24 protein-coding genes and 1 tRNA gene are annotated in these 25528 nt (G+C 65.9%); 8 read left to right on the top strand and 17 right to left on the bottom strand.

Going from position 1 to position 25528, the window contains the following annotated elements; all coding sequences use genetic code 11:
* Positions 1 to 103: 103 nt before the first annotated feature.
* Positions 104 to 1177: a site-2 protease family protein gene (locus tag BM397_RS02410; protein WP_092421204.1), complete on the bottom strand. Its 1074-nt coding sequence runs from the start codon at positions 1175 to 1177 to the stop codon at positions 104 to 106.
* Positions 1178 to 1402: 225 nt separating this feature from the next.
* Here BM397_RS02410 and BM397_RS02415 point away from each other — a divergent pair, with 225 nt between their 5' ends.
* Complete coding sequence (locus BM397_RS02415) at positions 1403 to 1903, top strand: superoxide dismutase family protein (protein ID WP_092421205.1); 501 nt, start codon at positions 1403 to 1405, stop codon at positions 1901 to 1903.
* A gap of 31 nt (positions 1904 to 1934) precedes the next feature.
* Here the strand turns inward: BM397_RS02415 and BM397_RS02420 are convergent, their stop codons facing one another.
* The 6 genes from BM397_RS02420 to BM397_RS02445 form a co-directional block, all read right to left on the bottom strand.
* Positions 1935 to 2528 (bottom strand): 2-hydroxychromene-2-carboxylate isomerase, encoded by a 594-nt coding sequence (locus BM397_RS02420; RefSeq protein ID WP_092421206.1) that lies wholly within the window; start codon positions 2526 to 2528, stop codon positions 1935 to 1937.
* 68 nt (positions 2529 to 2596) lie between these two features.
* Entirely contained in the window at positions 2597 to 3079 is a 483-nt protein-coding gene (locus BM397_RS02425; protein ID WP_092421220.1) for a GNAT family N-acetyltransferase, read from the bottom strand.
* Positions 3072 to 4586 carry an anthranilate synthase component I gene (trpE, locus tag BM397_RS02430; protein ID WP_092421229.1) on the bottom strand — a complete coding sequence of 505 codons (1515 nt, stop codon included), beginning with the start codon at positions 4584 to 4586 and terminating at the stop codon, positions 3072 to 3074. The genes BM397_RS02425 and trpE overlap by 8 nt, the downstream gene beginning before the upstream one ends.
* A gap of 4 nt (positions 4587 to 4590) precedes the next feature.
* Complete coding sequence (locus BM397_RS02435) at positions 4591 to 6438, bottom strand: SurA N-terminal domain-containing protein (RefSeq protein WP_092422369.1); 1848 nt, start codon at positions 6436 to 6438, stop codon at positions 4591 to 4593.
* Positions 6439 to 6475: 37 nt separating this feature from the next.
* The gene (locus BM397_RS02440; protein WP_092421230.1) at positions 6476 to 7738 is read right to left on the bottom strand and encodes an aminotransferase; all 1263 of its coding nucleotides are present in this window, start codon (positions 7736 to 7738) and stop codon (positions 6476 to 6478) included.
* A 62-nt stretch (positions 7739 to 7800) separates the two neighbouring features.
* A complete protein-coding gene (locus BM397_RS02445) occupies positions 7801 to 8187 on the bottom strand; it encodes a winged helix-turn-helix transcriptional regulator (RefSeq protein ID WP_256218714.1) in 387 nt (128 codons plus the stop codon).
* A 159-nt stretch (positions 8188 to 8346) separates the two neighbouring features.
* On the opposite strand from BM397_RS02445, the gene BM397_RS02450 reads away from it, so the two are divergent.
* The gene (locus tag BM397_RS02450; protein ID WP_092421232.1) at positions 8347 to 9228 is read left to right on the top strand and encodes an SDR family oxidoreductase; all 882 of its coding nucleotides are present in this window, start codon (positions 8347 to 8349) and stop codon (positions 9226 to 9228) included.
* Positions 9229 to 9310: 82 nt separating this feature from the next.
* Here the strand turns inward: BM397_RS02450 and gpt are convergent, their stop codons facing one another.
* Both gpt and fabI read right to left on the bottom strand, forming a co-directional pair.
* Positions 9311 to 9820: a xanthine phosphoribosyltransferase gene (gene gpt, locus BM397_RS02455; protein ID WP_092422372.1), complete on the bottom strand. Its 510-nt coding sequence runs from the start codon at positions 9818 to 9820 to the stop codon at positions 9311 to 9313.
* Positions 9821 to 9889: 69 nt separating this feature from the next.
* A complete protein-coding gene (fabI, locus tag BM397_RS02460) occupies positions 9890 to 10696 on the bottom strand; it encodes an enoyl-ACP reductase FabI (protein WP_092421245.1) in 807 nt (268 codons plus the stop codon).
* Between the two features lie 115 nt (positions 10697 to 10811).
* Between fabI and pdxH the strand changes: the two genes are divergently transcribed.
* From pdxH to BM397_RS02485, 5 genes are all read left to right on the top strand, one after another.
* Positions 10812 to 11417 (top strand): pyridoxamine 5'-phosphate oxidase, encoded by a 606-nt coding sequence (gene pdxH / locus BM397_RS02465; protein WP_092421247.1) that lies wholly within the window; start codon positions 10812 to 10814, stop codon positions 11415 to 11417.
* 119 nt (positions 11418 to 11536) lie between these two features.
* Positions 11537 to 12064, top strand: a complete 528-nt coding sequence (locus BM397_RS02470) for a cold-shock protein (RefSeq protein WP_245695984.1) — start codon at positions 11537 to 11539, stop codon at positions 12062 to 12064.
* Positions 12040 to 12510, top strand: a complete 471-nt coding sequence (locus BM397_RS02475) for a DUF192 domain-containing protein (RefSeq protein WP_092421258.1) — start codon at positions 12040 to 12042, stop codon at positions 12508 to 12510. Before BM397_RS02470 ends, BM397_RS02475 begins: the two co-directional genes overlap by 25 nt.
* Before the next feature lie 49 nt (positions 12511 to 12559).
* A tRNA-Pro gene (locus BM397_RS02480) sits at positions 12560 to 12636 on the top strand.
* Between the two features lie 556 nt (positions 12637 to 13192).
* Entirely contained in the window at positions 13193 to 16795 is a 3603-nt protein-coding gene (locus BM397_RS02485; protein ID WP_092421259.1) for a vitamin B12-dependent ribonucleotide reductase, read from the top strand.
* Positions 16796 to 16853: 58 nt separating this feature from the next.
* Here the strand turns inward: BM397_RS02485 and BM397_RS02490 are convergent, their stop codons facing one another.
* Positions 16854 to 18365 (bottom strand): class I adenylate-forming enzyme family protein, encoded by a 1512-nt coding sequence (locus BM397_RS02490; RefSeq protein WP_092421260.1) that lies wholly within the window; start codon positions 18363 to 18365, stop codon positions 16854 to 16856.
* 89 nt (positions 18366 to 18454) lie between these two features.
* On the opposite strand from BM397_RS02490, the gene BM397_RS02495 reads away from it, so the two are divergent.
* Positions 18455 to 19075 (top strand): helix-turn-helix domain-containing protein, encoded by a 621-nt coding sequence (locus BM397_RS02495; protein ID WP_092421264.1) that lies wholly within the window; start codon positions 18455 to 18457, stop codon positions 19073 to 19075.
* 51 nt (positions 19076 to 19126) lie between these two features.
* Here BM397_RS02495 and BM397_RS02500 read toward each other — a convergent pair whose 3' ends face one another.
* The 7 genes from BM397_RS02500 to BM397_RS02530 all read right to left on the bottom strand — a co-directional run bounded on the left by BM397_RS02500 (position 19127) and on the right by BM397_RS02530 (position 25469).
* Positions 19127 to 19357, bottom strand: coding sequence for a hypothetical protein (locus BM397_RS02500; protein ID WP_092421265.1), 231 nt, complete (start codon positions 19355 to 19357; stop codon positions 19127 to 19129).
* Between the two features lie 332 nt (positions 19358 to 19689).
* The gene (locus tag BM397_RS02505; RefSeq protein WP_092421266.1) at positions 19690 to 20982 is read right to left on the bottom strand and encodes a branched-chain amino acid ABC transporter permease; all 1293 of its coding nucleotides are present in this window, start codon (positions 20980 to 20982) and stop codon (positions 19690 to 19692) included.
* Positions 20979 to 21989, bottom strand: a complete 1011-nt coding sequence (locus tag BM397_RS02510; RefSeq protein WP_092421268.1) for a branched-chain amino acid ABC transporter permease — start codon at positions 21987 to 21989, stop codon at positions 20979 to 20981. The genes BM397_RS02505 and BM397_RS02510 overlap by 4 nt, the downstream gene beginning before the upstream one ends.
* Positions 21989 to 22420 (bottom strand): hypothetical protein, encoded by a 432-nt coding sequence (locus tag BM397_RS02515; RefSeq protein WP_092567351.1) that lies wholly within the window; start codon positions 22418 to 22420, stop codon positions 21989 to 21991. Before BM397_RS02515 ends, BM397_RS02510 begins: the two co-directional genes overlap by 1 nt.
* The gene (locus BM397_RS02520; RefSeq protein WP_092421273.1) at positions 22413 to 23237 is read right to left on the bottom strand and encodes an ABC transporter ATP-binding protein; all 825 of its coding nucleotides are present in this window, start codon (positions 23235 to 23237) and stop codon (positions 22413 to 22415) included. The genes BM397_RS02515 and BM397_RS02520 overlap by 8 nt, the downstream gene beginning before the upstream one ends.
* Before the next feature lie 139 nt (positions 23238 to 23376).
* Entirely contained in the window at positions 23377 to 24159 is a 783-nt protein-coding gene (locus tag BM397_RS02525) for an ABC transporter ATP-binding protein (RefSeq protein WP_092421277.1), read from the bottom strand.
* Positions 24160 to 24284: 125 nt separating this feature from the next.
* Positions 24285 to 25469 carry an ABC transporter substrate-binding protein gene (locus BM397_RS02530; RefSeq protein WP_092421282.1) on the bottom strand — a complete coding sequence of 395 codons (1185 nt, stop codon included), beginning with the start codon at positions 25467 to 25469 and terminating at the stop codon, positions 24285 to 24287.
* Positions 25470 to 25528 lie beyond the last annotated feature (59 nt).

Below are 25528 nucleotides of genomic sequence, written 5' to 3' on the forward strand. Positions count from 1 at the left end.
TGCCTCTTGAAAAAGTCTCCCCCGCGGCGGGAATTCCACATTGCGCCGCGCGCCGCAATCCCTCGCGCTGCGGCAGCGACCCGCCGCTCATGGCATGCAGAGGTCAGCCGGCCATCGAGGGGCCGCGCAGCACCATCAGCTCACCGACGTTCTCGCGCGTCACGTAGCCCAGCACGCGGCTCTGCGCGTCGATCACCGCCACGGCGGGGGCTTCGGCAAGCGCATCGAGCACGGATTGCAGTGGCGCTGCCAGAGGCAGCTGCGGCACCTCGGTCATCACCTCCTCGACACGGCGGGTCGCGGCGCCCTCGGCCATGCCCCGGAACAGCGCATCGCGAGTGAGAAAGCCCGCGAGCTGGCCGCCCGGGGCGAGCACCGGGAACTCGTGCTGGGTGGTGCGGATCAGCGTCTGCCCGGCGGTGGACAGCAGGTCCTCGGGGCGCAGGGATTCGAAGCTGGTGATCATCGCGTCGCGTGCCAGCAGATCATGCGCCACGGCGCGGCTGGCGACGTCCTGGCTCTCGGCCTGGCCGGCGAAGAAAACGAAGATCGCGATCAGGATCAGGATGAAGTTCCCCGAGCTCAACCCCCAGAAGGCGAGGCCGAAGGCCAGCACCTGGCCGGTCACCGCCGCGGCGCGGGTGGCGCGCACGCGGTCCGTCCGCAGCGCCAGCACCGCGCGCAGCACCCGCCCGCCGTCCATCGGGAAGGCCGGGATCATGTTGAACAGCGCCAGTGCCAGGTTGATCGATGCCAGCTGGCTGAGAAACGCGCCGGTACCCGCGCCGAGCCGCGCCAGCGCGCCCATGTCGGAGGTCGCGCCAAGCAGCACCAGCACCAGCCAGATCGCCACGTTGACCAGAGGGCCTGCGATGGCGACGGCGATCTCCTGCTCGGGCTTCTCGGGCATCCGCTCGAGCCGGGCCAGACCGCCGATCGGCAGCAGCGTGATGTCGGGCGTCTTGATGCCGAAGCGCCGCGCGGTCAGAGCGTGGCCGAACTCATGCGCCACGACGCAGGCAAAGAGCGCGAGGACAAAGAGCACGTTCTGCACCGCGGCCGCCATGCCGCCCGCCGACCAGGCCGCGACACCGATCCAGAGCAGCAGCAGAAAGAAGGTCGCATGAACCCGCAGCTCCGATCCGAAGAGGCGGCCGATGGGAAAGGACCAGTGCATGAGGCGACTCCTTGCCGGCGAAAGCCTTCAGGCTGTTCAGGTTTCCCAGAAAGAATTAGACATTAAGGCGTCTCATGTAAGGGGGCATCTGCGCGGCGCTGCGCCGCAGGTGGGTCTTTTCTGCGTGAACGCGAAACCTCGCCCCGGACGCCGCGTTGGGACTGCAAGGCATGGCATGGGCGCAGAGGTGTCCGTCCCGCATGTCTCTCGTCACAGGAGGAATTCATGAAGACCATCGCTCTCGCCGCCACGCTGCTCGGACTCGCCGCCACGCAGGCCGGCGCCGCCACGATGACGGCCCAGCTCGCGGGCACCGACGGCAGCGACATCGGCACGGTTACCGTCACCGACACGCCCTCGGGCATGGCCCATGCCACGGTCGAGCTTCAGGGGCTGCCCGAAGGCGCGCACGGCATCCACATCCACGAGACCGGAGATTGCTCGGCGAGCGACTTTACCTCGGCGGGCGGGCACCTCGCCGCGGCCTCCGACCACGGCGTCATGGTCGACGGAGGGCCGCACCCGGGTGACTTGCCGAATGCCCATGTGCCCGCCGATGGCGCGGTGACCGTCGAGGCGTTCCTGCCGGCGTTTTCGGTCGAGGAGCTGATGATGGATGACGACGGCTCTGCCTTCATCGTGCACGCCGGCCCGGACGATTACGAAAGCCAGCCTTCGGGCGACGCGGGCAGCCGACTGGCTTGCGGCGTCTTCGAGGGAGAGTGATACGGCAGGCAGTGATACGGCAGGCGTGGGTCTAGGGCCCACGCCGCGCCCAGGCGATGGCGTCGTCGAGCCGATCATCGCCCCAGAACAGTTCGTGCCCGACCGCAAAGGTCGGCGAGCCGAAGATGCCCAGCGTCATTGCGTCGGCGGTCGAACTGGCGAGCGCGTGGACGATTTCCTCGGACCCCGCACGCTCGATCACCCGGTTCGGATCCTGCCCGATCTCGCGCAGGCTTTCCGACAGGTTCGGCTCCTCACCGGCAGGTTCGCCGAGTTCGAACCAGCGACGGTAGGTGGCGCGGGTGTAATCGATCCCCCAGCCTTCCTGCATGCCCAGAACCGCAACCTCGTTGGCGGTGACAAGGCCCGCCAGCGGATAGGGCGCAGGCAGGACCGGCGACAGCCCGTATCGCTCGGCCCGGCGCGCGATGTCGCGCCACATGTAGGCGGTCTTTTGCGGCTTGTCCCTGAAGGGGATGTTGTTCTGCGAGACCATCACGTGGCGCACGTTGAAGGGACGCCAGTTGAAGGTGAGCCCTTCGGCCGCTGCCACCTGCGGTAGCCGCATCACGGTCAGGTAGCTGTAGGTGCTGCCGATGGAGTACCAGAAGTCGATCGTGGTCATGCGCAATCCCCCTGGCGGGAGATTAGCAGGTTCAGCTGCGTAAATCGCCCCGGAGGTTCATCTGGGGGTCACGCGGGCAGATCGAAGCGCTTGCAGACAGAGCCCTCGGGCGCGCGCCACGTGCGAAAGCCTAAGGCCTCGTAATAGGCCTGGCCCTCGGAATTGCCCGCGCCGATATAGGCCTCGATGGCCGGCACCCCGGCAGCCTGCGCCGCCTCGAGAGTGGCTCGGAACAGCCCGGAGCCGACACCGCGCCGGGCGGCGTTCGGCGAAACGTGGGTGCCGATGAATCCCCAGCCGGCGGGCGTGCCGTAGGAATTGCCCTCGGCGGTGCGCTTCATCGATTGCAGGCCGAGCAGGGCGCCGCCGCTCTCCTCTGCGACGAAACAGCTGATCCCATCGGGGTTCGCGACATAGTGCGAGAGCACGAAGGCCTCATCCGTACGTGCGGTGCGTTTGCGCGCGGCAACCAATGCCTGCAGCAGTCGCGAGAGCGCGGGCACGTCCGCCGGGGTGGCCCGGCGGATCGTGATCGCCGGTGTGTCAGGCATTGCCCGAGCCGGTGAAGCGCGCCGCGTCCGCCGCCGCGCGACGGATGGCGTTCGACTTGTGGACGGTCTCCATGTACTCGGCCTCGGGGTCGCTGTCATAGACCACGCCGCCGCCCGCCTGGATATAGAGCTTTTCGTCCTTCACGATGGCGGTGCGCAGGGCGATGCACATGTCCATGTCGCCGCCGGCGCTGAAGTAGCCGACACCACCGGCGTAGACGCCGCGCTTCTCCGGCTCGAGCTCGTCGATGATCTCCATCGCGCGCACCTTGGGCGCGCCCGAGACGGTGCCCGCGGGCATCCCGGCAAAGAAGGCCGACAGCGCGTCCTGATCCTCGGCGAGCTCGCCGACCACGTTCGACACGATGTGCATCACGTGGCTGTAGCGCTCGATGGTGAACTGCTCGGTCGGGCGCACGGTGCCGATCTTCGAGACCTTGCCGGTGTCGTTGCGGCCCAGATCGAGCAGCATCAGGTGCTCGGCCAGTTCCTTCTTGTCTGCCAGCAGGTCGGCCTCGAGTGCGCGATCTTCCTCGGGGGTCGCGCCGCGCGGGCGGGTGCCGGCGATCGGACGGATGGTGACCTCGCGGCCGAAGACCCGCACGAGGATCTCGGGCGATGCGCCGATCACCTGGAAGCCGCCGAAGTTGAAATAAAACATGAAGGGCGACGGGTTGGTGCGCCGCAGGCTGCGGTAGAGCGAGAAGGGCGGCAGCGGGAAATCCTGCGTCCAGCGCTGCGCCGGCACCACCTGGAAGATGTCGCCTGCCCGGATGTAGTCCTTGGCCTTTTCGACCGCGGCCTTGTAGCTCTCGCGGGTGAAGTTCGACACCGGCTCGCCGATCTCGCGCGCCTCGCCCAGCTCTCGGCCCGCCTGCGGCAGTGCGCGTTCGAGATCGCGGACGGCATCCATCACCCGCTCGGCGGCCTGTGCATAGGCGGCGCGGGCGGACTGGCCCGACTGCACCCAGGCGGGGGCCACGACCGTCACCTCGCCCTTCACCCCGTCGAGCACCGCGACCACCGAGGGCCGCAGCATCACCGCGTCGGGCAGGCCGAGCGGATCGGGGTTCACGTTCGGCAGGCGCTCGACCAGCCGGATCATGTCATAGCCGAGGTAGCCGAAGAGACCGGCAGCGGCCTGAGGCAGATCCTCGGGCAGTTCGATCTTGCTCTCGGCGATCAGCGCGCGCAGCGAGGCGAGCGGGTCGAGCGTCTCTTCCTCGAAGGCCTCAGGATCGAAACGTGCCTGGCGGTTCAGCCGCGCCTGCTTGCCGTGGCATTTCCACACGAGGTCGGGCTTCATGCCGATGATCGAGTAGCGCCCGCGCACCTCGCCGCCGGTGACCGACTCCAGCATGAAGGCGTCCTTGGCCGCCCCCGTCAGCTTGAGCATCAGCGACACCGGTGTGTCGAGGTCGGCGGCGAGCCGCGTGTAGACCACCTGGTTCTCGCCCGCCTCGTAGGCGCGGGCGAAGTCGTCGTAGGAAGGTGTGAGAGATGCCATGGTCTTACCGGAAGTTGGTGTGAACGGCATTCACCGCCTGCTGGTCGATATTGACCCCGGCGCGCTCCTGAATGTCGGTGACATAGGCGCGGAAGAGATCCTGCGCCACGCTGCTTGCCGCGCGGTCCTTCAGCAGGCCCTCGAGCTGCTTGGACGCATCGCTCTCGCGGTCGACCGGGGTCACCGCATCGAGCTGCATGACCAGCGCGGCACCGTCGCCGGGTAGCGCGCGGGTGTCGCCCGGCTGCATCTCGAAGGCGGCCTCCAGCAGGCCCGCGGGCATGTCGGCGATTTGCGCGTCGCGGGTCAGGGTCTGCTCCTGCATCGGCTCGAGGCCGAGGTCGGCAAAGCTTGCACCGCCCGCGATCTGCTGCGTCAGGTCTTCGGCCTGCGTCAGCAGCAGCTCGGTGGTCTTGTCCTTGTCCCAGCCCGCGGCAACCTGATCGCGCACTTCCTCGAAGGGGCGCGGTGCCGGGGGGCGGATCTCGTCGAGACGCATGGCAAAGACGCCGCCGTCGCCAAGATCGCTGATCGACGGGTAATCGTCTTCGGTCACCGCGTCGGCGGCCTCGCGGAAGGCGTCGTAGCCGGCGATGGCCTCGTCGCTCTCGGCATTGTAAGCGATCTCACCCAGCTCCATCTCGGTGTCGCCCGCAAGCTCTTCGAGTGTTGCGCCACCGGCCAGTTCGTCGTCGAGGCTCTGCGCCATGCCCTCGATCACGCGGCGGGCCCGGTCCAGTGCCAGCTCGTCGCGCAGCATCGGCACGGCTTCTTCAAAGGGGGTCTCCTGCGCGTGCAGGATGGCGTTGACGCGATAGAGCGCCGGGCCGAAGGTCGAGGGCAGCGGGCCTGCGACCTCGCCGGTGTCGATCGCATAGACGCCGTCGCCAGCCTCGCCGAGCGCGTCCTTGGTCATGTCGCCAAGATCGGTGTCGGCCAGTTGCAGGCCGCGCTCCAGGACCAGACCTTCGAAGTCGATCTCGCCCGCGTCGATACGGTCCTTGGCGGCTTGCGCCTCGGCTTCGTTGCCGAACACCAGACGCTCGACGAGGCGGCGCTCGGGCAGGTTGAACTCGGCGCTGCGCTCGTCATAGGCGGCACGCAGGGTGTCTTCGTCCAGCTCGACGCTGTCGACGATCATGTCGGGTGTGATCCAGGCGTAGGTGATGACCTTGGTCTCGGGCAGGGTGAACTGCGCGACGTGGTCGTCATACCAGGCCTGCAGCTCCTCGTCGGAGGGCACGGGCAGGCCGGTTTCGAGCGCGTCCGAGCCGATGCGGGCCCAGGTGAAATCGCGGGTTTCGCCGGCCCAGCCGAGCAGCGTGTCGACATAGGTGTCGGGCAGGGTGGTGCCGGAATAGATCGCGGAGTTCAGCAGGTTGCGGGCGCTTTCGCTGCGCAGGCCGGCTTCGAACTCGGCCTCGGTGAGGCCGGCGTTGCGCAGCGCGTAGGAATAGCTCTCGCGGTTGAACTTGCCGTCCGGCCCCTGGAAGGCGGAGACCTGGCTCAGCGCCTCGGCCACCTGGTCGTCGCCGACCGACAGGCCGATGCGGGCGGCTTCGTCATCCAGCGCGGCATTGGTCACCACCTGCGCCAGCACCTGTCGGTCGATGCCGAACTGCTGCGCCTGTTCCAGCGTCATCGGCTGGCCGGTCTGCGCCTCGAAGGCGCGCATCTCGGTCTGCAGGGCGCGGGTATAGTCGTTCACCGAGATTTCGGTGTCGCCGACCGAGCCGATGCCCCGCAGCCCGCCGGTGAAGTTCACCGTGCCGAAGGCGCCGAAGCCCATCACCACGAGGATCAGAAGACCCCATACGAGAGTCTTGCCGATGCTGCTCTTGCCGCGTGCCATGCGCTGCCTCTTGATCATGTGTTTCTGGCGTCGGGGTTTACTGGGCCAAGCCCTTGCTCGCAAGGGCTGTTGCGCCCTCGGACTGCGCCGCGGGCTCCTCGGCACAGTCCCCGGTGCACGCGACGGGCCAGTCCAGCGCCTCGAGCCGTCCGAAGAGGTCGCCGATCTCGGCGCGGTTCACATTGGCAAAGGCGAAACGGAACTGCCGGGCGCCGCGCGGATCGGTTTCGGGCATGAACATCGTGCCCGGAAGGGTCAGTACGCCCGCCTCCTTCACCAGCTTCGGCGCGAGTTGTGCCGAGCTTTCCGCAAAGGGGTGCTCGAGATAGGCGAAATAGGCGCCGAGGCCGAGCAGTTTCCAACCCTTGGCTTCGAGCCGGGGCATGTTGTCGGCGATGGCGGCGCGGCGGTCGAGGATCTCGTCGCGTTCTCCGGCCACCCACTGGCCGAGGTTCTGCAGCCCCCAAAGCGCCGCGCGCTGCCCGAGCTGCGTCGCGCAAATGGTTACTGTATCGAGGAATTTTTCCACTTCTGGCAGCAGCGCCTCATCCGCGATGATGGCACCAACGCGGTGGCCGGTCAGGCGGTAGGCCTTGGAGAAGCTGTAGAGCTGAATCAGCGTGTCGCGGCCCTCGGGGGCATTCAGTAGGTCGTGCGGGGCACCGCTGCGGCTGTCGAAATCCTTGTAGGTCTCATCGACGATCAGCTTGATGCCATGCTCGCGTGCCAGGTCGAAGAAGGCCTTGAGGGTCTCTGCGGGGTATTCCTTGCCGCCAGGATTATTAGGAGAAACCAGAACGATGGCGCGGGTTCTTGATGTGATGAACGAGGCGGCTGTAGCGACCTGCGGCAGCAATTCGGCATCGGTCGGCAGCGGCACTGTGGTCACGCCTGACATGTCGAGCCACATCTTGTGATTGAAATACCAGGGCGTCGGCAGCAGGACCTCGTCACCCTCGCCGCAGAGTGCGCTAATGCAAGCTGCGAAAGCCTGGTTGCAACCGGATGTAATCGCAACGTTTTTCGCCGTCACATTTGCGCCATAATGTGCCGACCAATGGCGTGCCAGTTCTTCGCGCAGCTCGGGCATGCCAAGCACCGGGCCATAGAGGTGTGTGGCGGGATCGGCCAGCGCCTCGCCCATGGCAGCGATCAGCGGCGCGGGCGGCGGGTCGATGGGGGCGGCCTGGCTGACGTTGATCAGTGGGCGATCTGCCGGGAATTCGACCCCGTCGAGCCAGCGCCGCGCCTCCATCACCGGCGGGGCGAAGGTGGTTTGCGTGCGGCTCTTGCTGGTCATTTCCGTCTCTCCCTGAGTGTTGCGCGGACGCTATCAGCGGCCTTTGGGAGGGGGAAGAGGTCTCAGGCAACTTCCTCGGCGTCAAAGGCTGCGCGGGAGGCCCGGATCGCGCCGTGGTTGCTGTCGGCCCAGACCAGCAGCGCGCCAATGGGGGCGAGTGCTGAGCGGCCGAGACCCGTGAGCGCATATTCCACCGAGGGCGGCTTGGTCGGGAAAACCTGCCGCGACACCAGCCCGTCGCGTTCCAGCTGCCGCAGGGTCTGCGTCAGCATGCGTTTGGAAATGTCGCCAACCTGCCGCTGCAGCTGGGAAAATCGCTTTGGTGCCGGCTCCAGCGCGACGAGGATGAGCAGCGTCCACTTCTGGCCGACGCGGTCGAGCACGTCACGCACCGGGCATTGAGCCTCGTTCTCCGGCGCACCGGTCCAGGCGGCCATGCTGTCGAGCATGGCTCGCACGGGGTCTGGACTGTCCGAGAGGGGGTTCCCTGCGTGTAACCTTGTCATGTGAATGTGCCTCCTTACGAGGTCCGGATAGGTGGTCTATTTATGAGACCATATCTCGAATCGGAACCCTGCGCCAGTGCAGGGCCTCGGAAAGGAAAGACCATGTCCGACACACTCGACTATATGATTACCGGCGCAACCGGCCAGCTCGGCGCGCTTGTGCTGGAGCAGCTGAAAGCCGCCGCGCCGGACGCAACCATCGGTGCCCTGGTGCGCCGCCCCGATGCTGCAAGTGCGCTTGAGGCGCAGGGGTTCACCGTGCGCATGGCCTCATATGACGATCCGGCGGCGCTGGAAGCCGCCTTGGCAGGGGTGGCGAAACTGCTGCTCATCTCGTCGAGCGAGGTCGGCAAGCGCGCGGTGCAGCATCGCAACGTGATCGCCGCGGCGGAGAAGGCGGGCGTGAATTTCGTCGCCTATACCTCGATCCTCAACGCGGACAGCTCGCCGCTGACCGTGCTGCCGGGTGAGCACGTGGCGACCGAACAGGCGCTTGAAGCCTCCGGTCTCGACTACGCGCTGCTGCGCAACGGCTGGTACAGCGAGAACTACGTGATGGGCGCGGGTGCGGCGCTGGAGCACGGCGCGCTGATCGGCGCCGCGGGCGAGGGGCGCATCTCCTCGGCGGCGCGGGCCGATTACGCGGCGGCGGCAGTTGCTGTTCTGACCGGCGAGACCCCGGCGCGCGGCACGGTCTACGAGCTGGCAGGCGATCAGAGCTACACTCTGACGGAGTTTGCCGCGGCGCTGTCGGAGATCGCGGGCAAGCAGATCCCCTACGTGAACATGAGCGAGCCGGACTATGCGGCGGCGCTCGAGGGTGCTGGCCTGCCGACGCCGGTGGCGCAGATGCTGGCCGACAGCGACAACGGCGCGGCTCAGGGCGGACTCTTCAGCGACGACAAGACGCTCTCGGGGCTCATCGGCCGTCCGACGACGCCGTGGAAGGAGACTCTGGCGGCAGGCGTCGCAGTCGAAGCCTGATCCGGAACAGGTCACTCTGGAAATCGAAAAGGGGCGCGGCTTTCACAGCCGCGCCCCTCTTTCATATCGATCCGAAGGACGATCAGTCGTTGGTGCCGTGGAACGGCTTCACATATTGCAGCGCCATGTCCCAGGGGAAGAAGATCCAGGTGTCCTGGCTCACCTCGGTGATGAAGCTGTCGACCTGCGGGCGGCCCATCGGCTTGGCGTAGACCGTGGCCACATGCGCCTTGGGCAGGTGCTTGCGGACCACTTCGAGGGTGCGGCCGGTGTCGACGAGATCGTCGATGATCAGCACACCCTCGCCGTCACCCATGACGTCCATGTCCGGGAACTTGATGACCTTGGGTTCCGACTGCTCCTGGTGGTTGTAGCTCTTGACCGAGATCGTATCCACGATCCGGACGTTGAGCTCGCGCGCCACGATCATCGCAGGAGCCATGCCGCCGCGGGTGATCGCGACAACGGCACGCCACTCGCCACCGCCCTCGGGCTTGTGGCTCTGCAGGCGCCAGGCCAGCGCACGGCTGTCGCGGTGCAGCTGGTCCCAGCTGACGTGGAAGCCCTTTTCGTGGGGCAGGCGGTCGGTCATCTCGGGCATCGGGCTCTCCCTGTCGGATGTCTGTCGGTCGGAAGGGCAAGGCCCTTGAAGGTGAAGGGCTCAGCCCTTGGAAATGTCGGGCGCGTCGACGGCTTTCATGCCGACGACATGGTAGCCCGCGTCGACGTGATGCGTCTCGCCGGTCACGCCTGCGCCGAGCTCGGACAGCAGGTAAAGCGCCGATCCACCGACATCGTCAATGGTCACGTTGCGGCGCAGCGGCGAGTTGTACTCGTTCCACTTCATGATGTAGCGGAAATCGCCGATGCCCGAGGCGGCCAGCGTCTTGATCGGGCCGGCCGAGATGGCGTTGACCCGGATACCGTCCTTGCCGAGGTCCTCGGCCAGATAGCGCACGGAAGCCTCGAGCGCCGCCTTGGCCACGCCCATCACGTTGTAATGGGGCATGATGCGCTCGGCACCGTAGTAGGTGAGCGTCAGCGCGGAACCGCCGTTGTTCATCATCTTCTCGGCGCGCTGCATCACCGCGGTGAAGCTGTAGACCGAGATGTCCATGGTCAGGTTGAAGTTGGACCGGCTGGTATCGACGTAGCGGCCGCGCAGCTCGTTCTTGTCCGAAAACCCGATGGCGTGGACGACGAAATCGAGGTTGTCCCACCGTTCCTTCAGCCCGTCGAACAGTGCATCGATCGAGGCCTCGTCGGAGACGTCGCAGGGCAGCACGATATCCGAGCCCAGCTGTTCGGCCAACGGATCGACGCGTTTCTTCAGCGCATCGCCCTGATAGGAGAAGGCAAGCTCCGCCCCGGCCTCGTGCAACTTCTTCGCGATGCCCCAGGCAATCGACTTGTCGTTGGCGAGACCCATGATCAGGCCGCGCTTCCCGGCCATCAGAGTGTTTGACATACCTCACCTCTACCCGGCATTGATTTTGTTCGTGTCCTTTAGGCGATTGGCCCGGGGGCATCAAGAGTTTGGACACCTGTTCCGGGACGAGCCGGGCGGGAAAAGGAGACGGCGGATGAGCGATCGCGGTGGAATTTTTGCAGGCGACGATCCCTTCGCGATCGCGCAGAGCTGGCTGACCGAAGCCGAGGCCGTCGAACCGAACGACCCCAACGCCATCGCGCTTGCGACCGTCGACGCCAATGGAATGCCCAACGTCCGTATGGTTCTTCTCAAGGAAATCGAGGCGAATGCCTTTGTTTTCTACACAAACTACGAAAGTTCCAAGGCATTGGAAATTTTGGGCAGCAGTAAGGCAGCCTTTGTGTTACACTCGAAAACACTGCGGCGTCAGATTAGAGTTCGTGGCCTTGTCACGAAGGAGGATGGCCCGCAGGCCGACGCATATTACGCGTCGCGTTCGTTGAAGTCCCGACTTGGGGCTTGGGCATCCAAACAGTCCAGGCCTCTCGCGTCGCGGGCATCTTTGATGGCGGAGGTTGCCAAGATTACGGCGACCAAGGGGCCGAACCCGCCGCGGCCTGAATTTTGGGGGGGATTTCGGATCACTCCCGTAGAAATTGAATTTTGGGCCGATGGCGCGTTCCGGTTGCACGACCGGTTCGTATGGCGGCGTACAAGTGTTTCGGATGAGTGGACAGTGACCAGGCTAAATCCTTAAATTTCATGATGCATGAAATGCAAATTGGTAGAGAATACAGGTTTCAATGACTTGCATTTTAACGGCACCCTAACGCAAGAGGGTGGTGGGGATACGCAAGACGACCAGTGGAAACGCATTTGACACAAGACGAGAGTGAAACGCGGCGCGTGCTTGGCCGGGTGAAGTGGTTCGATCCCGTAAAGGGGTTCGGCTTCGTCATCTCGGACGAGGGAGGACCCGATATCTTGCTGCATGCCAATGTGCTGCGCAATTTCGGGCAGAGTTCCGTGGCCGACGCGGCCCGCATAGAAGTGAGCATCCAGAGCACCGAACGTGGCATTCAGGCCACCGAGGTCTTCAGGATAGAGCCCCCCGAAGCCCCGGCCGGTGTTCCGCTGGCGGATTTCGAGGAAATCGATCCCGAAATCATCAAGTCGGCGCCGCTTGAACCGGCGCGGGTGAAATGGTTCGACAAGGCCAAGGGCTTCGGCTTTGCCAATGTCTTCGGCCGTGATCAGGACGTGTTCATCCACATCGAGGTGCTGCGGCGCTCCGGGCTTGCGGACCTGCAACCCGGCGAGGCGCTGGCCATCCGGGTGATCCAGGGCAAGCGGGGTCAGATGGCCACGGAGGTCTGCGCATGGGAAACCGCGGTAGAGCACTGATCGCATCGGCAGGATTGCTTGTCTTCGGGCAGGCGGCCCAGGCGGCGTGCAGCGCGGAGGCTCTGCAGCTTCGCGGTGACTGGGGCACCGCGCGCTTCGCGGTTGCCGTGGCCGACTCCACCAAGGAGCGGGCGCGCGGGCTCATGTTCGTCGAGGAGATGCCTTCGACCGCGGGCATGCTCTTTGTCTATGACGAACCACATCCGGTGTCCTTCTGGATGAAGAACACCTTGATTCCGCTAGACATGATCTTTGCCGATGCGCAGGGCGTCGTGGTTTCGGTGCATGAAAACGCCGTTCCAGGGGACCTGACGGCCATCGAGAGCGGTGCGCCGGTGCAATACGTGCTGGAGATCAACGGCGGCATGGCCTCGCGTCTCGGCATCGCCGAGGGGAGCGAGATGCAGCACCCTGCGATCTCTGATGCAGCTTGGGCCTGCGAATAGGTTTTTTCGGCTTTTCAATCCCGGGCGAGCCTTGTATTGGCTGTCCCGTCGGGGCGTAGCGCAGCCTGGTAGCGCGACGGTTTTGGGTACCGTAGGTCGGAGGTTCGAATCCTCTCGCCCCGACCACAGCGCGAGGCGCATCCTTTCCCTTCAGAATGAGCGACGCCCGCATGTCGGTGCCCTCTGCACATGCGTCCGTGGGACCGTCCCCATGACCTGACGTCCTGCCGACCTATGCGCGATTGCGCGTGTTTTTTGTGCATCAGATCCCGGGTGCCAACGAAAGCCGCACTGTGGCTGTCCAAGATACAATCCGCTACATGTTGTGTCACCCTGACACAAATTGTGTCAGTTCCGTGCGGTTCGCTCAGTGAACATTGGGCTCCCGTCGGTTTGATCAAAGTCTTCCACCAAGACGGATTTCCTAGCTGTGGTGTTTCCAGCGCAGCGCGTCACCAAATATATGGGGCAACGCGGAATTTTTCGTTGACCGCTGACGCGGTTGTGAGCCAGTTTGTTGGCGACGGACCAAGAGCCACAATATGTAGTGGCCTACCGCAGGGACAGTTCAAATGGATGCGCCACGAATTAGGGGCGGGCACGCAGAGCGCGCGCCTGTCGGCGGGATCCCTGTGCCTTGCAGTCCGGATGTTATTTGGGCCAGCAGGCAAGGGCAGAGACCATGAAGATCGACAGGCGCTACACCACGGCGGGACAGGACGCTTACGCGGGCATCGATTTCGTCACCACCACCTCGGAGATCCGCAACCCCGACGGCAGTTCGGTCTTCAAGCTCGACAACATGGAGGTGCCTGCCGGCTGGAGCCAGGTCGCCTCTGACGTGATCGCCCAGAAATATTTCCGCAAGGCTGGCGTCCCCACGGCGCTCAAGAAGGTGAAAGAGGTGGGCGTGCCCGAGTTCCTCTGGCGCTCGGTCCCGGCGGACGCCGACGCGCCGCGCGGCGGCGAGACCTCGGCCAAGCAGGTCTTCGACCGGTTGGCGGGTGCCTGGACCTACTGGGGCTGGAAGGGGGGCTATTTCACCACCGAGGCCGACGCACAGGCCTATTACGACGAGATGCGCCACATGCTGGCGAGCCAGACCGCCGCGCCGAACTCGCCGCAATGGTTCAACACCGGCCTGCACTGGGCCTATGGCATCGACGGCCCGGGCCAGGGGCATTTCTACGTCGATCACAAGACCGGCAAGCTCACCAAGTCGAAGTCCGCCTACGAGCACCCGCAACCGCACGCCTGCTTCATCCAGTCGGTCAGCGATGACCTGGTGAACGAGGGCGGCATCATGGATCTCTGGGTGCGCGAGGCGCGCCTCTTCAAATACGGCTCGGGCACCGGCACCAACTTCTCGAGCCTGCGCGCCGAGAACGAGCCACTCTCGGGCGGTGGCAAATCCTCCGGCCTGATGGGGTTCCTCAAGATCGGCGACCGGGCGGCAGGGGCGATCAAGTCCGGCGGCACCACCCGCCGCGCCGCCAAGATGGTGATCGTCGATGCCGACCATCCGGACATCGAGGATTTCATCAACTGGAAGGTCAAGGAAGAGCAGAAGGTCGCCAGCATCGTCGCCGGTTCGAAGATGCACGAGAAGATGCTCAATGCCATCTTCGACGCGATCCGCAGCTGGGACGGGGCGGAGACAGATGCCTATGATCCGGCGGCCAACGCGGGGCTGAAGTCGGCCGTTCGTGAGGCTAAAAAGCTCGCGATCCCAGAGACCTACATCAAGCGGGTGCTGGACTACGCGAAGCAGGGCTATGCCAGCATCGAGTTCCCGACCTACAACACCGATTGGGACAGCGAGGCCTATGCCAGCGTTGCGGGGCAGAATTCCAACAACTCGATTCGCGTCACCGACGCCTTCCTGCAGGCGGTGCGCGAGGATGCCGATTGGGAGCTGATCCGGCGTACCGACGGAACGGTCGCCAAGACACTGAAAGCGCGTGATCTTTGGGAGCAGGTGGGTCACGCGGCCTGGGCCTGCGCCGATCCCGGCATCCAGTTCCACGACACGGTCAACGCCTGGCACACCTGTCCCGAGGATGGCGCGATCCGCGGCTCGAACCCGTGCTCGGAGTACATGTTCCTCGATGACACCGCCTGCAACCTGGCCTCGATGAACCTGCTGACCTTCCTCAAGGACGGCAAGTTCGACGCGGAAAGCTATGTGCACGCGACGCGGCTCTGGACCCTGACGCTGGAAATCTCGGTGCTGATGGCACAGTTCCCCAGCAAGGAGATCGCGCAACTTTCCTATGATTTCCGTACGCTTGGCCTTGGGTATGCGAATATCGGCGGCCTGCTGATGAACATGGGGCTGAGCTACGACAGCGGCGCGGGCCGGGCGCTTTGCGGCGCGCTGACCGCGGTCATGACCGGCACCGCTTATGCGACCTCGGCCGAAATCGCGAGCGAGCTTGGGACCTTCGACGGCTACGCGCGCAATCGCGACCACATGCTGCGGGTCATTCGCAACCACCGCACGGCGGCCCATGGCAAGACCGAGGGCTACGAGGCGCTGGCGGTGAAGCCGGTGCCGCTGGATCACGCGAACTGTCCTGACCAAGACCTTGTGGAATTGGCAAAATCTGCGTGGGATAAGGCGTTGGAACTGGGCGAGACGCACGGTTATCGCAACGCCCAGACCACGGTGATCGCACCGACCGGGACCATCGGTCTCGTGATGGATTGCGACACCACCGGTATCGAGCCGGACTTCGCGCTGGTGAAGTTCAAGAAGCTCGCGGGCGGCGGCTATTTCAAGATCATCAACCGCTCGGTGCCGGCGGCGCTGGCAGGCCTCGGGTACAGCCCGAGCCAGATCGAGGAGATCATCTCCTACGCGGTCGGCCACGGCTCGCTCGGCAATGCGCCGGGGGTGAACCACACGGCGCTGATCGGCCATGGCTTCGGCAAGGCTCAGCTCGAGAAGATCGAAGGCGCGCTGGCCACGGCCTTCGACATCCGCTTCGTGTTCAACCATTTCACGCTTGGCGAGGAGTTCTGCCGCGGCACGCTGGGCATCCCGGCCGAGAAGCTCTCGGATCCGAGCTTCGACCTGCTGCGCCACCTCGGCTTCAGCAAGGCGGAGATTGAGGCGGCGAACGACCATGTCTGCGGGACGATGACGCTTGAGGGCGCGCCCTTCCTCAAGGACGAGCACCTCGGCGTCTTCGATTGCGCCAACCCCTGCGGCAAGAAGGGCAAGCGCTACCTCTCGGTCGACAGCCATATCCACATGATGGCCGCGGCGCAGAGCTTCATCTCGGGCGCGATCTCCAAGACCATCAACATGCCCAACTCGGCCACCATCGAGGACTGTCAGCAGGCCTACGAGTTGAGCTGGTCGCTGGGCGTGAAGGCCAACGCGCTCTACCGCGACGGCTCCAAGCTCAGCCAGCCGCTCGCGGCGGCGCTGGTCGAGGATGACGAGGACGCGCAGGAGGTTCTGGAAACCGGCACGCCCGCCGCGAAAGCGCAGGTGCTGGCCGAGAAGGTCATCGAGAAGGTGGTGGTCAAGGAATTGGTCCGCTCGCACCGCGAGAAGATGCCCGACCGCCGCAAGGGCTACACCCAGAAGGCCGTGGTCGGCGGGCACAAGGTCTACCTGCGCACCGGCGAATATGGCGACGGCTCGCTTGGCGAGATCTTCATCGACATGCACAAGGAAGGCGCGGGCTTCCGGGCAATGATGAACAACTTCGCCATCGCCGTGTCGGTGGGCCTTCAGTACGGCGTGCCGCTGGAGGAGTTCGTCGACGCCTTCACCTTCACCAAGTTCGAACCGGCGGGCATGGTGCAGGGCAATGACAGCATCAAGAACGCGACCTCGATCCTCGACTACGTGTTCCGCGAGCTGGCGGTGTCCTACCTCGATCGCACCGATCTTGCGCATGTGAAACCCTCGGGGGCGACTTTCGACGATCTCGGACGTGGAGAGGAAGACGGGCTCGGCAACGTCGAGGAACTGAGCGAGAGCGCCGCGACCCGTTCGCTGGAGGTGCTCAAGCACATCTCCTCCTCGGGCTATCTGCGCAAGCGCCTGCCGCAGGAGCTCTCGGCGCTCGGTACGCTGATTTCCGAGGAGCGCCCGGCGGCGGTCTCGATGTCGGTGACCACCTCGGCGTTGGCGATGGATGCGCGGACCAAGGCACGGATGCAGGGCTACGAGGGCGAGGCCTGCGGCGAATGCGGCAACTACACGCTGGTGCGCAACGGCACCTGCATGAAGTGCAACACTTGCGGAGGTACCTCGGGCTGCAGCTGATCCAGAGCGGCGCAGCCAATCGCAAGGCCGGGCGTTTCGCCCGGCCTTCTTTGTTCTGTCAGTCGATCGCTTGATCCTGCAGAGCCTTCCGGCGCAGCTTGCCATTGGCGTTGCGCGGCAGGGCCTCGACACGCACCCAGGTGCGCGGCTGCTTGTAGCGGGCGAGCCTTTCGGCGGCGGCGGCTTGAAGCGCGTCCTCGTCGATTGGCGCGTCGGAGACGTAGAAGGCGGCGATGACACGCACATCCTCCTTGATCGCAAGATCGGTGACCGCCAGCTCGAGCACGCCGGGCAGGTCCGCGAGCGCCGCTTCGACCTCCAGCGGTGAGACCCGGTAGCCGCCCGCGTTCATCATGTCGTCGTCGCGGCCAAGATAGGTGATGGAGGCGCCTTCGCCCATGGTCACCTGGTCGCCGGTCAGGAACCAGTCTCCGGCAAAGCGCGCCTCGGTCTCGTCCGGGGCACCAATGTAGCCCAGCATCAGCCCCGGATCGCCGCGGTGAACGGCGAGGGTGCCTGGCTCGTTCAGGGCAACGGGGGTGTGGTCCGGCCCAAGCACGGCCACGCGCCGCCCGGCTTGCGGGCGGCCCAGCGTTCCGGGGAGGGCGGGGGTTTCGGGAGAGCCTGAAATGAAGGTCGAGCATTCGGACATGCCGAAGGCCTCGTAGATCTCGCTGCCCGTCGCCGCGCGCCAGCTGTCGCGGATCGTGTTGGAGAGTTTCTCCCCGGCCGAGAGTGCGTGGCGCAGTTTGGGCAGCGGCGGCACGGGGTATTTCAGGACTTGCCGAAACACGCCCGGAGCGGCGGCGAAGAGGCTGGCGTCGTTGCGCTTCATCAGCAGCGCCAGCTGCGCGGGGTCAGTGCCGGCCTTGGGGATCAGCGCGGTGGCGCCGCGGGTCCAGGGATCCATCAGCCCGGTGCCCAGCGTGTAGGTCCAGTTGAAGGCCCCGGCGTGCAGCAGCCGGTCCGAAGGAAGCAGCCCGTACCAGCCTTCCATCATCATCTGCCGTGCCCAGATCGCGCGGTGGGCATGGCCCACGGCGCGCGGCACACCCGAGGTGCCCGAGGTGTAGATGATGTAGGCGAGCCGCTCCGGGTCGCCCATCGCATAGTCGGCGGGGGGCAGATCGTGCCAGCTGGTGAAGGTTTCGGCGGTGTGGACCGGGATGTCTGCTGGCGGGCAGGCGATGCCCTCGGCGCGCAGCACAGCGGCGGGAGAAAGCTGCGCCAGGATGCGCGCCACCTCCGGCTCGGTCAGCTGCGAAGAGGTCGGCACCGGCACGATGCCCGCAGCGATTGCGCCGAGATAGGCGATGGGGAAATCGACCGTATTGCCGAGCCGCAGCAGCACGATCTGGCCCGGCTCGATACCGGCTTGCAGCAGCCCCGTGGCGGTGCCGCGTATGGCTGCGATCAGCCTGGCGTAGGACCAGCGCTCGGCCCCCGTGGGGCGCAGGATCGACAGGGCGATCTTGTCGGGCGTGGCTTCGCCCGCCGCGAGCACATGGGCGGCGAGATTGAATGGTGCGGGACAGGGGGCGAAGGTGCCCTCATCGAAAACGGACAGCATGGGAAAAGGCTTAGGCAGCGCGCAGGAGTCGCGCAAGCCCGCTGCAAGCGCCATTGCAAGCATCGCGGCGGAAGGCTATGGCAATCCCCATGTCGCGCGATCCCCGTACCCTCATCCGCATTGCCCGCGAGTCCGGCCAGGAACAGACCGCCGAGCCGCTCGATCTGGGCGCGCGCGTGCGCGAGTTGCGCAAGGAACGGGACTGGACGCTGGAGCAGGCTGCACGGCAGGCCGGGCTGGCGCGTTCGACGCTGTCGAAAATCGAGAACGGCCAGATGTCTCCGACGTACGAGGCGCTGAAGAAGCTGGCCGTCGGGCTCGACATCTCGGTGCCGCAACTCTTCACACCGCCGAAGCGCGAGCAGGTCTCTGGCCGGATGGTGCACGTCAAGGACGGCGAGGGGCTGCATCAGGTCACCACGACCTACGAGCATGAGCTGCTTGCCGAAACGCTGACCCGTAAGAAGATGCTGCCGTATCGTGCCCGGGTCCGGGCGCGGTCGATGGATGAATTTGATGGATGGGTGCGGCACGATGGCGAGGAATTCCTCTACGTGCTGACCGGGGTCGCGATGCTCTACACCGAGTTCTACGAGCCCATCGAGATGCGCCGCGGCGATTCAGCCTATTACGACGCCTCGATGGGGCACAATGTCGTGTCGGTCAGCGCAGAGGATGCGACCATCCTCTGGGTCACTTCGCTGACCTGAGCAGGTCCGGGGCGCGTGGCCCCGCATCTCCGGCAAGTCTGAAAGGCAGGATCAGCCTGCAAGACGATCCAGCTGCTGCGCGGCGCTCTGGGCGAAAAGCCAGTCATCGAGTTCGCGCTCTGCCTCGAGCAGGGTCAGGTCATGCCGATCGGCAATTTCCTGTGCGACAGCCCCGCGGTCGGGGCGTTGGCGGCGCAGCGACTCGGCTTCGAGCTGCGGGAAACGCTGGGCGAGGCGCTCTGCGGTGAGGCCCCAGTTGCGGGTGATGCTCTGCCAATTCATGTGTCTCATGACTCCTGAAGGTTTCAGTATCAGTCCGGTTCTTGCTGTGACCGGCTCAACCTGAGCGGCACGGTGCGAACCTGATGCGAACGAATGCGCCGGGAATAGTGTTCCCGACACGAACCGGGCCGGAGGTCCCTCGGGCGCGTCAATCAGGGAGATTGAACCGGCTGGGACACGGTCGTCGGCGGTGACGTTCACCTAAGATGAGACAGGGAAATTACCATAGCGTTAGACTGCGACATGCCGTCCATTCGGCCAAAGCCCGCGCAGGCGGGGCTGCTCTCGGCCAAAGGTTGCTGACCCCGCCGGGGCGGGATCAGCAGGGTCTCTCACTTCTCGGGGAGCAGGCCGCGCGGCGCAAAACGTAGCACCAGCAGCAGGATCACCCCCATGGTCAGCAGCCGCATGTGCTGCACGCTGTCCTGAAGATGCGCCTTGATCGCCGAGCCCTCGGCCATGCCGGAGGTGATGAGGTTCATCACGAACTGGCCCATCGGCTCGACCTGCACCCAGAGGAACCAGATCAGGAAACCGCCAAGCACGGCGCCGAGGTTGTTGCCCGAGCCGCCGACGATGACCATCACCCAGATCAGGAAGGTGTAGCGCAACGGCTGGTAGGTGCCCGGAGTGAGCTGACCGTCGAGCGTGGTCATCATCGCGCCGGCCATGCCGCAGAGCGCGCAGCCGAGCACGAAGATCTGCAGGTGGCGGCGGGTGACGTCCTTGCCCATCGCCTCGGCCGCGGTCTCGTTGTCGCGGATCGCACGCATCATCCGGCCCCAGGGCGACTTCAGCGCCAGCTGGGCGAGGACCAGCAGGACCACCAGCACCGCGGTGAAGAGCAGCGAATAGCCCAGCTTCACCGCCAGCGTCGAGGCGGTGGTGGCGTCGAGGCCGAGGCTGCTCGCGGTCTCGGCAAAGCCAGGGTCGGCCTGCAGGTCGATCTCGTAGGGCACCGGGCGGGGCAGGCCGATGACGTTCTTCACGCCGCGCGCCAGCCAGTCCTCGTTCTTCAGCACCGCGATGATGATCTCGGCGATGCCGAGCGTGGCGATGGCCAGGTAGTCCGACCGCAGCCCGAGGGCGGTCTTGCCGATCGCCCAGGCCACGCCCGCCGCCATCACCCCGCCGATCGGCCAGGCCAGCAGCACCGGCAGGCCCAGTCCGCCGAGATAGCCGGTGGCCGCCGGGTTCACCGCCTCGATGGCATCCACAGCCGGGTCGAGCAGCGCGCGGTAGGCAAAGAAGCCCGCCACGGTGATCGCCGCCACGGCCCAGCCGCGCAGGCCCTTGCCGAGCTTCTTCCATGCCAGCACCGCCGCGACCACGACGGCCACACCGAACGCCAGAGCGCCGATGACCCGCGGTCCGCCGGCGGCAAAGGCCTCGGGCACCGGGGCCATGGAGACCAGCACCACGGCCAGCCCGCCGACGGCGACAAAGCCCATGACGCCGACGTTGAACAGCCCGGCAAGGCCCCATTGCAGGTTGACCCCAAGCGCCATGATCGCGCTCACCAGGCCCATGTTGAGGATGATCAGCGCCGAGTTCCAGCTCTGCAGGAAGCCGGTGCCGAGGATCAGCGCTGCGACCAGCGCGAAGAGACCAATGGTGCGGGTCATATGGTCTGCCCCTTGAACAGTCCGGTCGGGCGGAACAGCAGGACGATCACCAGGATCACGAAGCTGACCGCGAATTTGTAGTCGGTGGAGAGCAGCTGCACGAGCCCGTCCGGCTCCAGGCTTTCGGGCATCATGTAGCCCAGCACCTTCTTCCAGGCGTAGGTGATGCCAACCTCGGAAAAGGCGATGACGAAGCCGCCGGCGATGGCGCCGAGCGGGTTGCCGATGCCGCCGACGATGGCCGCCGCGAAGATCGGCAGCAGCAGCTGGAAGTAGGTGAAGGGCTTGAAGCTCTTGTCGAGCCCGTAGAGCACGCCCGCGATGGTCGCCAGCGCCGCCACGATCAGCCAGGTCACCGTCACCACGCGCTCGGGGTTGATCCCCGAGAGCAGCGCCAGGTCCTCGTTGTCGGAATAGGCCCGCATGGACTTGCCGGTGCGCGTGCGGTTGAGGAACCAGAAGAGCAGCGCCACGGTGATCAGTGCCACCACCATGGTCAGCGCCTGGGTGGTCTTGATCGCCAGCCCCTCGTCGAGGCCGGTCATCACCTTGAAATCGCGCGCTGAAATCAGGAAGCGCTCGCCGTCGGCGAAGTTCTGGTCATCGGGGCCGATGATGAAGCGGGTGAGCCCGTTGTAGACGAACATGATGCCCATCGAGACGATCACCAGGATCACCGGCTTGGCCTTCTGCGCGCGGTAGAAGCGGTAGACCACCCGGTCGGTCGCCAGCACCAGCACGGCGGCCCCGGCGATGCCGACGGGGATGGCGAGCAGCGCGGTCGGCAGCGGCCCGAGGCTCACCCCGGCGGCTTGCAGACCCCAGGTGGCCAGCACGGCGCACATGGTGCCCCAGGCCATGGTGTCGCCATGGGCGAAGTTGGAGAAACGCAGGATTGCGTAGATGAGCGTCACGCCGAGCGCGCCGAGCGCCAGCTGGCTGCCGTAGGCGAGCGCCGGGACGATGACGAAATTGGCCAGGGCCACGAATGCGTTGAGGAAGTCCATCAGGGCAGGATCCTGCAGGTCAGAAAGTCAATTTCCGCCGAGGGCGGCGCATCGGTGCCGCTCCGGGTGGTCTGGCGCGTCCAGAGCGCCGTGGTTTCGCTGGTCAGGCTGAGCGCCATGCGCGTGCCCTCGGACGGCTGCCAGAGGAACGGCCCGGCGAAGCCGAGCGCCGCGGCGGGCAGGGCCTCGGCGCCGTCGACGCTCACCTCATAGTCGCCGGCGCCTGCCGCATCCGTCTCCAAGGGGGCGAGGGTGAAAGCGACGGGCCCTTCGCCCGCGGCGCAGATTCCCGCCTCGGAGCAGACGGTGACAAGGCTGCAGTCGAGGTTCAGCCGCGCGCCCTCGGCGAGAGCGCCGGAGCACAGCCCCGACAAGGCCGCCGTCGCGAGTGTCAGCCGCTTCATCGTTCCGAAATTACGCACCTCAGCCACCGAGGAAGCTCCGCCGTACGTCGGGATCGGCCAGCAACTCCTGGCCGGTGCCGGTGAAGGCATTGCCGCCCTGAACCAGCACGTAGCCCTTGTCGGCGATCTCCAGCGCCTGCCGGGCGTTCTGCTCGACCATCAGGATCGGGATGCCGGTGCGCGCCACCTCGAGGATGCGGTCGAACAGCTCGTCCATCACGATGGGCGAGACGCCCGCCGTCGGCTCGTCGAGCATCAGCACCTTCGGGCGGGTCATCAGCGCGCGGCCAACGGCCACCTGCTGACGCTGACCGCCCGAGAGCTCGCCCGCCGCCTGCCGGCGCTTGTCGCGCAGGATCGGGAACAGCGTGTAGACCTGTTCCATGGTGTCGCGGAAGTCATCCTTGCGGATGAAGGCGCCCATCTCGAGGTTCTCCTCGACGGTCATCGAGGGGAAGATGTTGCGCACCTGCGGCACGAAGCCCATGCCGCGCTTCACCCGGTCCTGCGGCGACAGCGCGGTGATGTCCTCGCCATCGAGCCGGACCGAGCCCGAGCGCAGATCGAGCATGCCGAAGACCGCCTTCATGGCGGTGGACTTGCCGGCGCCGTTCGGCCCGACGATGACGGCGATCTCGCCGCGCTCGACGGCGATAGTGCAGCCATGCAGGATGTCGGCGCCCTTGCCGTAGCCGCCGGTCATCGCGTCGCCGATGAGGAAGGGCCCGCCGGGGGCGGCATGGGCCGCGCCGCCGGGCTTGACGGGCCAGGCGTCGCCCATGCCCGCGGGATTGGTGATCGAGCGGTCCTTGTTGCCGCGATCTCCGTAGGTCTCGCCGCTCATGCTGCGCCCGCCTCTTCTTCTCTTGCAAAATACGCCGGGGGAGCCGCGCGCAGCGCGGTGGGGGCGGAGCCCCCTGCGTGACGAGCTGTACGCCTTTGGTCCGCGGGGGCCGAGCCGCCAACTCTCTCGAACAAGCAGATCATCCGCCGATCATCTCCTTGTTCTTCAGGCCGGTGCCGAGATAGGCCTCGATCACCGCCTCGTTGGACTTGATCTCCTCGACCGTACCCTCGGCGAGCACCTTGCCCTCGGCCATGACGATGACCGGATCGCAAAGGCGCCCGATGAAATCCATGTCGTGCTCGATCATGCAGAAGGTGTAGCCGCGCTCCTGGTTGAGCCGCAGGATGGCGTCGCCGATGGTGTTGAGCAGGGTGCGGTTGACGCCCGCGCCGACCTCGTCGAGGAAGACGATCTTGGCGTCGACCATCATCGTGCGGCCGAGTTCGAGCAGCTTCTTCTGGCCGCCCGACAGGTTGCCGGCTTTCTCGTCCTTGAGGTGCGAGATGGTCAGGAAGTCGAGCACCTCGTCGGCCTTCTTCAGCAAGGCCGCCTCTTCCTGGGCGATGCGGCCGCGGCCGAATATGGCGTTCCACAGGCTCTCGCCCGACTGGCTGCCGGGGACCATCATCAGGTTCTCGCGGCAGCTCATCGAGCTGAACTCATGGGCGATCTGGAAGGTGCGCAGCAGGCCCTTGTGGAAGAGCTCGTGCGGCGGCAGCCCGCTGACGTCCTCGCCATCCATGAGCACGCGGCCCGAGGTGGGCGCGAGCGCCCCGGCGACGACGTTGAACAGCGTGGTCTTGCCGGCGCCGTTGGGGCCGACGAGCCCGGTGATCGACCCTTTGGCGATCTCCAGGCTGGCCCCGTCAACGGCACGAAAACCGCCGAAGTGGCGGTGCAGGTTTTCGACGCGGATCAAATCTTGGTTCCCCAGCGGGCCCGTTTTCGCCCGCGCTCTTGGTTATTTACAGCGCGTGTTCTTCCGCGCCCTTGGGTTGGAATGCGCCCGGGGCAAACGCCCCGGGCACGGTGGTCATAGGTCGCTTACTTGAAGGAAACGGTCTCGAAGGCGCCGTCCTTGATCTCGTAGTAGCGGTAGGTGCCGGCAGCCTCGCCCGGGCCGATCAGCTCGACGTTGGTGGCGCCGACGTAGTCGATGTCACCGCCGTTCTTGAGGATCTCCAGCGCCTTGCCCAGCTCGCCCGGCAGGATCGGCTCACCCGGCGCGTTGGCGACGTCGAGGATGTTCGCGGCAACCGCGGCCGAGGAGGACTCGCCACCTTTGGCCATGGCCAGCGCGATCAGCGCGGCGGCGTCATAGCTTTCGCGGGTGTAGGTGCTTTCGGCGTTGACGCCGGCGGCCTCGGCCACCTCGGCGAATTTGTCGGCGCCTTCACCTTCCGCCCAGGGCACCGAGCCGAAGGAGCCGTCGATGTCGCTGCCGAGATCGGCGAGCAGCGCGTCGGAATACATGCCGTCGCCCATGGCGAAGAGGTCGAAGGCACCGGTGTCGAGCGAGGCCTGGATCATGCCCTTGCCGCCCTGGTCCGAATAGCCCAGCACCACCAGCGCGTCGCCGCCGGCCGAGGCCAGCGCGCCGACTTCGGCGGAGTAGTCGGCCTTGCCGTCTTCATGCGGGGCCGCGAGGGTGATCTCGCCGCCGGCCGCGGTGAAGGCCGCCTCGAAGGCGTCGGCAAAGCCCTTGCCGTAGTCGTTGTTGGTGTAGGTCACCGCCACCGAGGAGATGCCGCGCTCGCCGAGGATACCGGCCAGCACTTCGCCCTGGCGGGCGTCGGAGGGGGCGGTGCGGAAGAACAGGCCATTGTCCTCGACCGAGGAGAGCGCCGGCGAGGTCGCCGAGGGCGAGATCATCGGCACGCCGTTCGGCACGGCGACGTTGGAGAGCACCGCACCGGTCACGCCCGAGCAGTCGGCGCCCATGATCGCGACGATGCCGTCGGTGGTCACCAGGCGCTCGGCGGCGGCGGTGGCCGCGGCGCTGTCGATGCAGGTGGAGTCGGCGCGCACCGGAACCAGCGTCACGTTCTCGAGGAAGTTGCCGCTCTCGTTGACTTCCGCCAGCGCCAGCTCGGCGCTCCCCGCCATCGAGGGCGTCAGGGATTCGATCGGGCCGGTAAAGCCGAGGATGACGCCGATCTTGGCATCGTCCGCATAGGCGGCACCGGCGGTGGCAAGCGGAAGCGCAGAGGCCAGAAGCCACTTCTTCATGTGGTATCTCCCGAGTTGATTACTTGTTATTAAGCCGGGAGCCTATGCGGGCCTATTGC

It is taken from the genome of Alloyangia pacifica, assembly GCF_900116195.1.
Taxonomy (GTDB): Bacteria; Pseudomonadota; Alphaproteobacteria; order Rhodobacterales; family Rhodobacteraceae; genus Salipiger; species Salipiger pacificus.

What these genes read in the sequence shown, in the direction of transcription:
- BM397_RS02520 (WP_092421273.1), bottom strand. Translation starts at nt 23,237, where the DNA reads ATGAGCGGCGAGACCTACGGAGATCGCGGCAACAAGGACCGCTCGATC.
- BM397_RS02410 (WP_092421204.1), bottom strand. Translation starts at nt 1,177, where the DNA reads ATGCACTGGTCCTTTCCCATCGGCCGCCTCTTCGGATCGGAGCTGCGG.
- BM397_RS02445 (WP_256218714.1), bottom strand. Translation starts at nt 8,187, where the DNA reads ATGCTCGACAGCATGGCCGCCTGGACCGGTGCGCCGGAGAACGAGGCT.
- BM397_RS02530 (WP_092421282.1), bottom strand. Translation starts at nt 25,469, where the DNA reads ATGAAGAAGTGGCTTCTGGCCTCTGCGCTTCCGCTTGCCACCGCCGGT.
- BM397_RS02440 (WP_092421230.1), bottom strand. Translation starts at nt 7,738, where the DNA reads ATGACCAGCAAGAGCCGCACGCAAACCACCTTCGCCCCGCCGGTGATG.
- BM397_RS02490 (WP_092421260.1), bottom strand. Translation starts at nt 18,365, where the DNA reads ATGCTGTCCGTTTTCGATGAGGGCACCTTCGCCCCCTGTCCCGCACCA.
- BM397_RS02425 (WP_092421220.1), bottom strand. Translation starts at nt 3,079, where the DNA reads ATGCCTGACACACCGGCGATCACGATCCGCCGGGCCACCCCGGCGGAC.
- trpE (WP_092421229.1), bottom strand. Translation starts at nt 4,586, where the DNA reads ATGGCATCTCTCACACCTTCCTACGACGACTTCGCCCGCGCCTACGAG.
- BM397_RS02500 (WP_092421265.1), bottom strand. Translation starts at nt 19,357, where the DNA reads ATGAATTGGCAGAGCATCACCCGCAACTGGGGCCTCACCGCAGAGCGC.
- fabI (WP_092421245.1), bottom strand. Translation starts at nt 10,696, where the DNA reads ATGTCAAACACTCTGATGGCCGGGAAGCGCGGCCTGATCATGGGTCTC.
- pdxH (WP_092421247.1), top strand. Translation starts at nt 10,812, where the DNA reads ATGAGCGATCGCGGTGGAATTTTTGCAGGCGACGATCCCTTCGCGATC.
- BM397_RS02505 (WP_092421266.1), bottom strand. Translation starts at nt 20,982, where the DNA reads ATGACCCGCACCATTGGTCTCTTCGCGCTGGTCGCAGCGCTGATCCTC.
- BM397_RS02475 (WP_092421258.1), top strand. Translation starts at nt 12,040, where the DNA reads ATGGGAAACCGCGGTAGAGCACTGATCGCATCGGCAGGATTGCTTGTC.
- BM397_RS02420 (WP_092421206.1), bottom strand. Translation starts at nt 2,528, where the DNA reads ATGACCACGATCGACTTCTGGTACTCCATCGGCAGCACCTACAGCTAC.
- BM397_RS02495 (WP_092421264.1), top strand. Translation starts at nt 18,455, where the DNA reads ATGTCGCGCGATCCCCGTACCCTCATCCGCATTGCCCGCGAGTCCGGC.
- BM397_RS02510 (WP_092421268.1), bottom strand. Translation starts at nt 21,989, where the DNA reads ATGGACTTCCTCAACGCATTCGTGGCCCTGGCCAATTTCGTCATCGTC.
- BM397_RS02435 (WP_092422369.1), bottom strand. Translation starts at nt 6,438, where the DNA reads ATGGCACGCGGCAAGAGCAGCATCGGCAAGACTCTCGTATGGGGTCTT.
- gpt (WP_092422372.1), bottom strand. Translation starts at nt 9,820, where the DNA reads ATGACCGACCGCCTGCCCCACGAAAAGGGCTTCCACGTCAGCTGGGAC.
- BM397_RS02415 (WP_092421205.1), top strand. Translation starts at nt 1,403, where the DNA reads ATGAAGACCATCGCTCTCGCCGCCACGCTGCTCGGACTCGCCGCCACG.
- BM397_RS02485 (WP_092421259.1), top strand. Translation starts at nt 13,193, where the DNA reads ATGAAGATCGACAGGCGCTACACCACGGCGGGACAGGACGCTTACGCG.
- BM397_RS02450 (WP_092421232.1), top strand. Translation starts at nt 8,347, where the DNA reads ATGTCCGACACACTCGACTATATGATTACCGGCGCAACCGGCCAGCTC.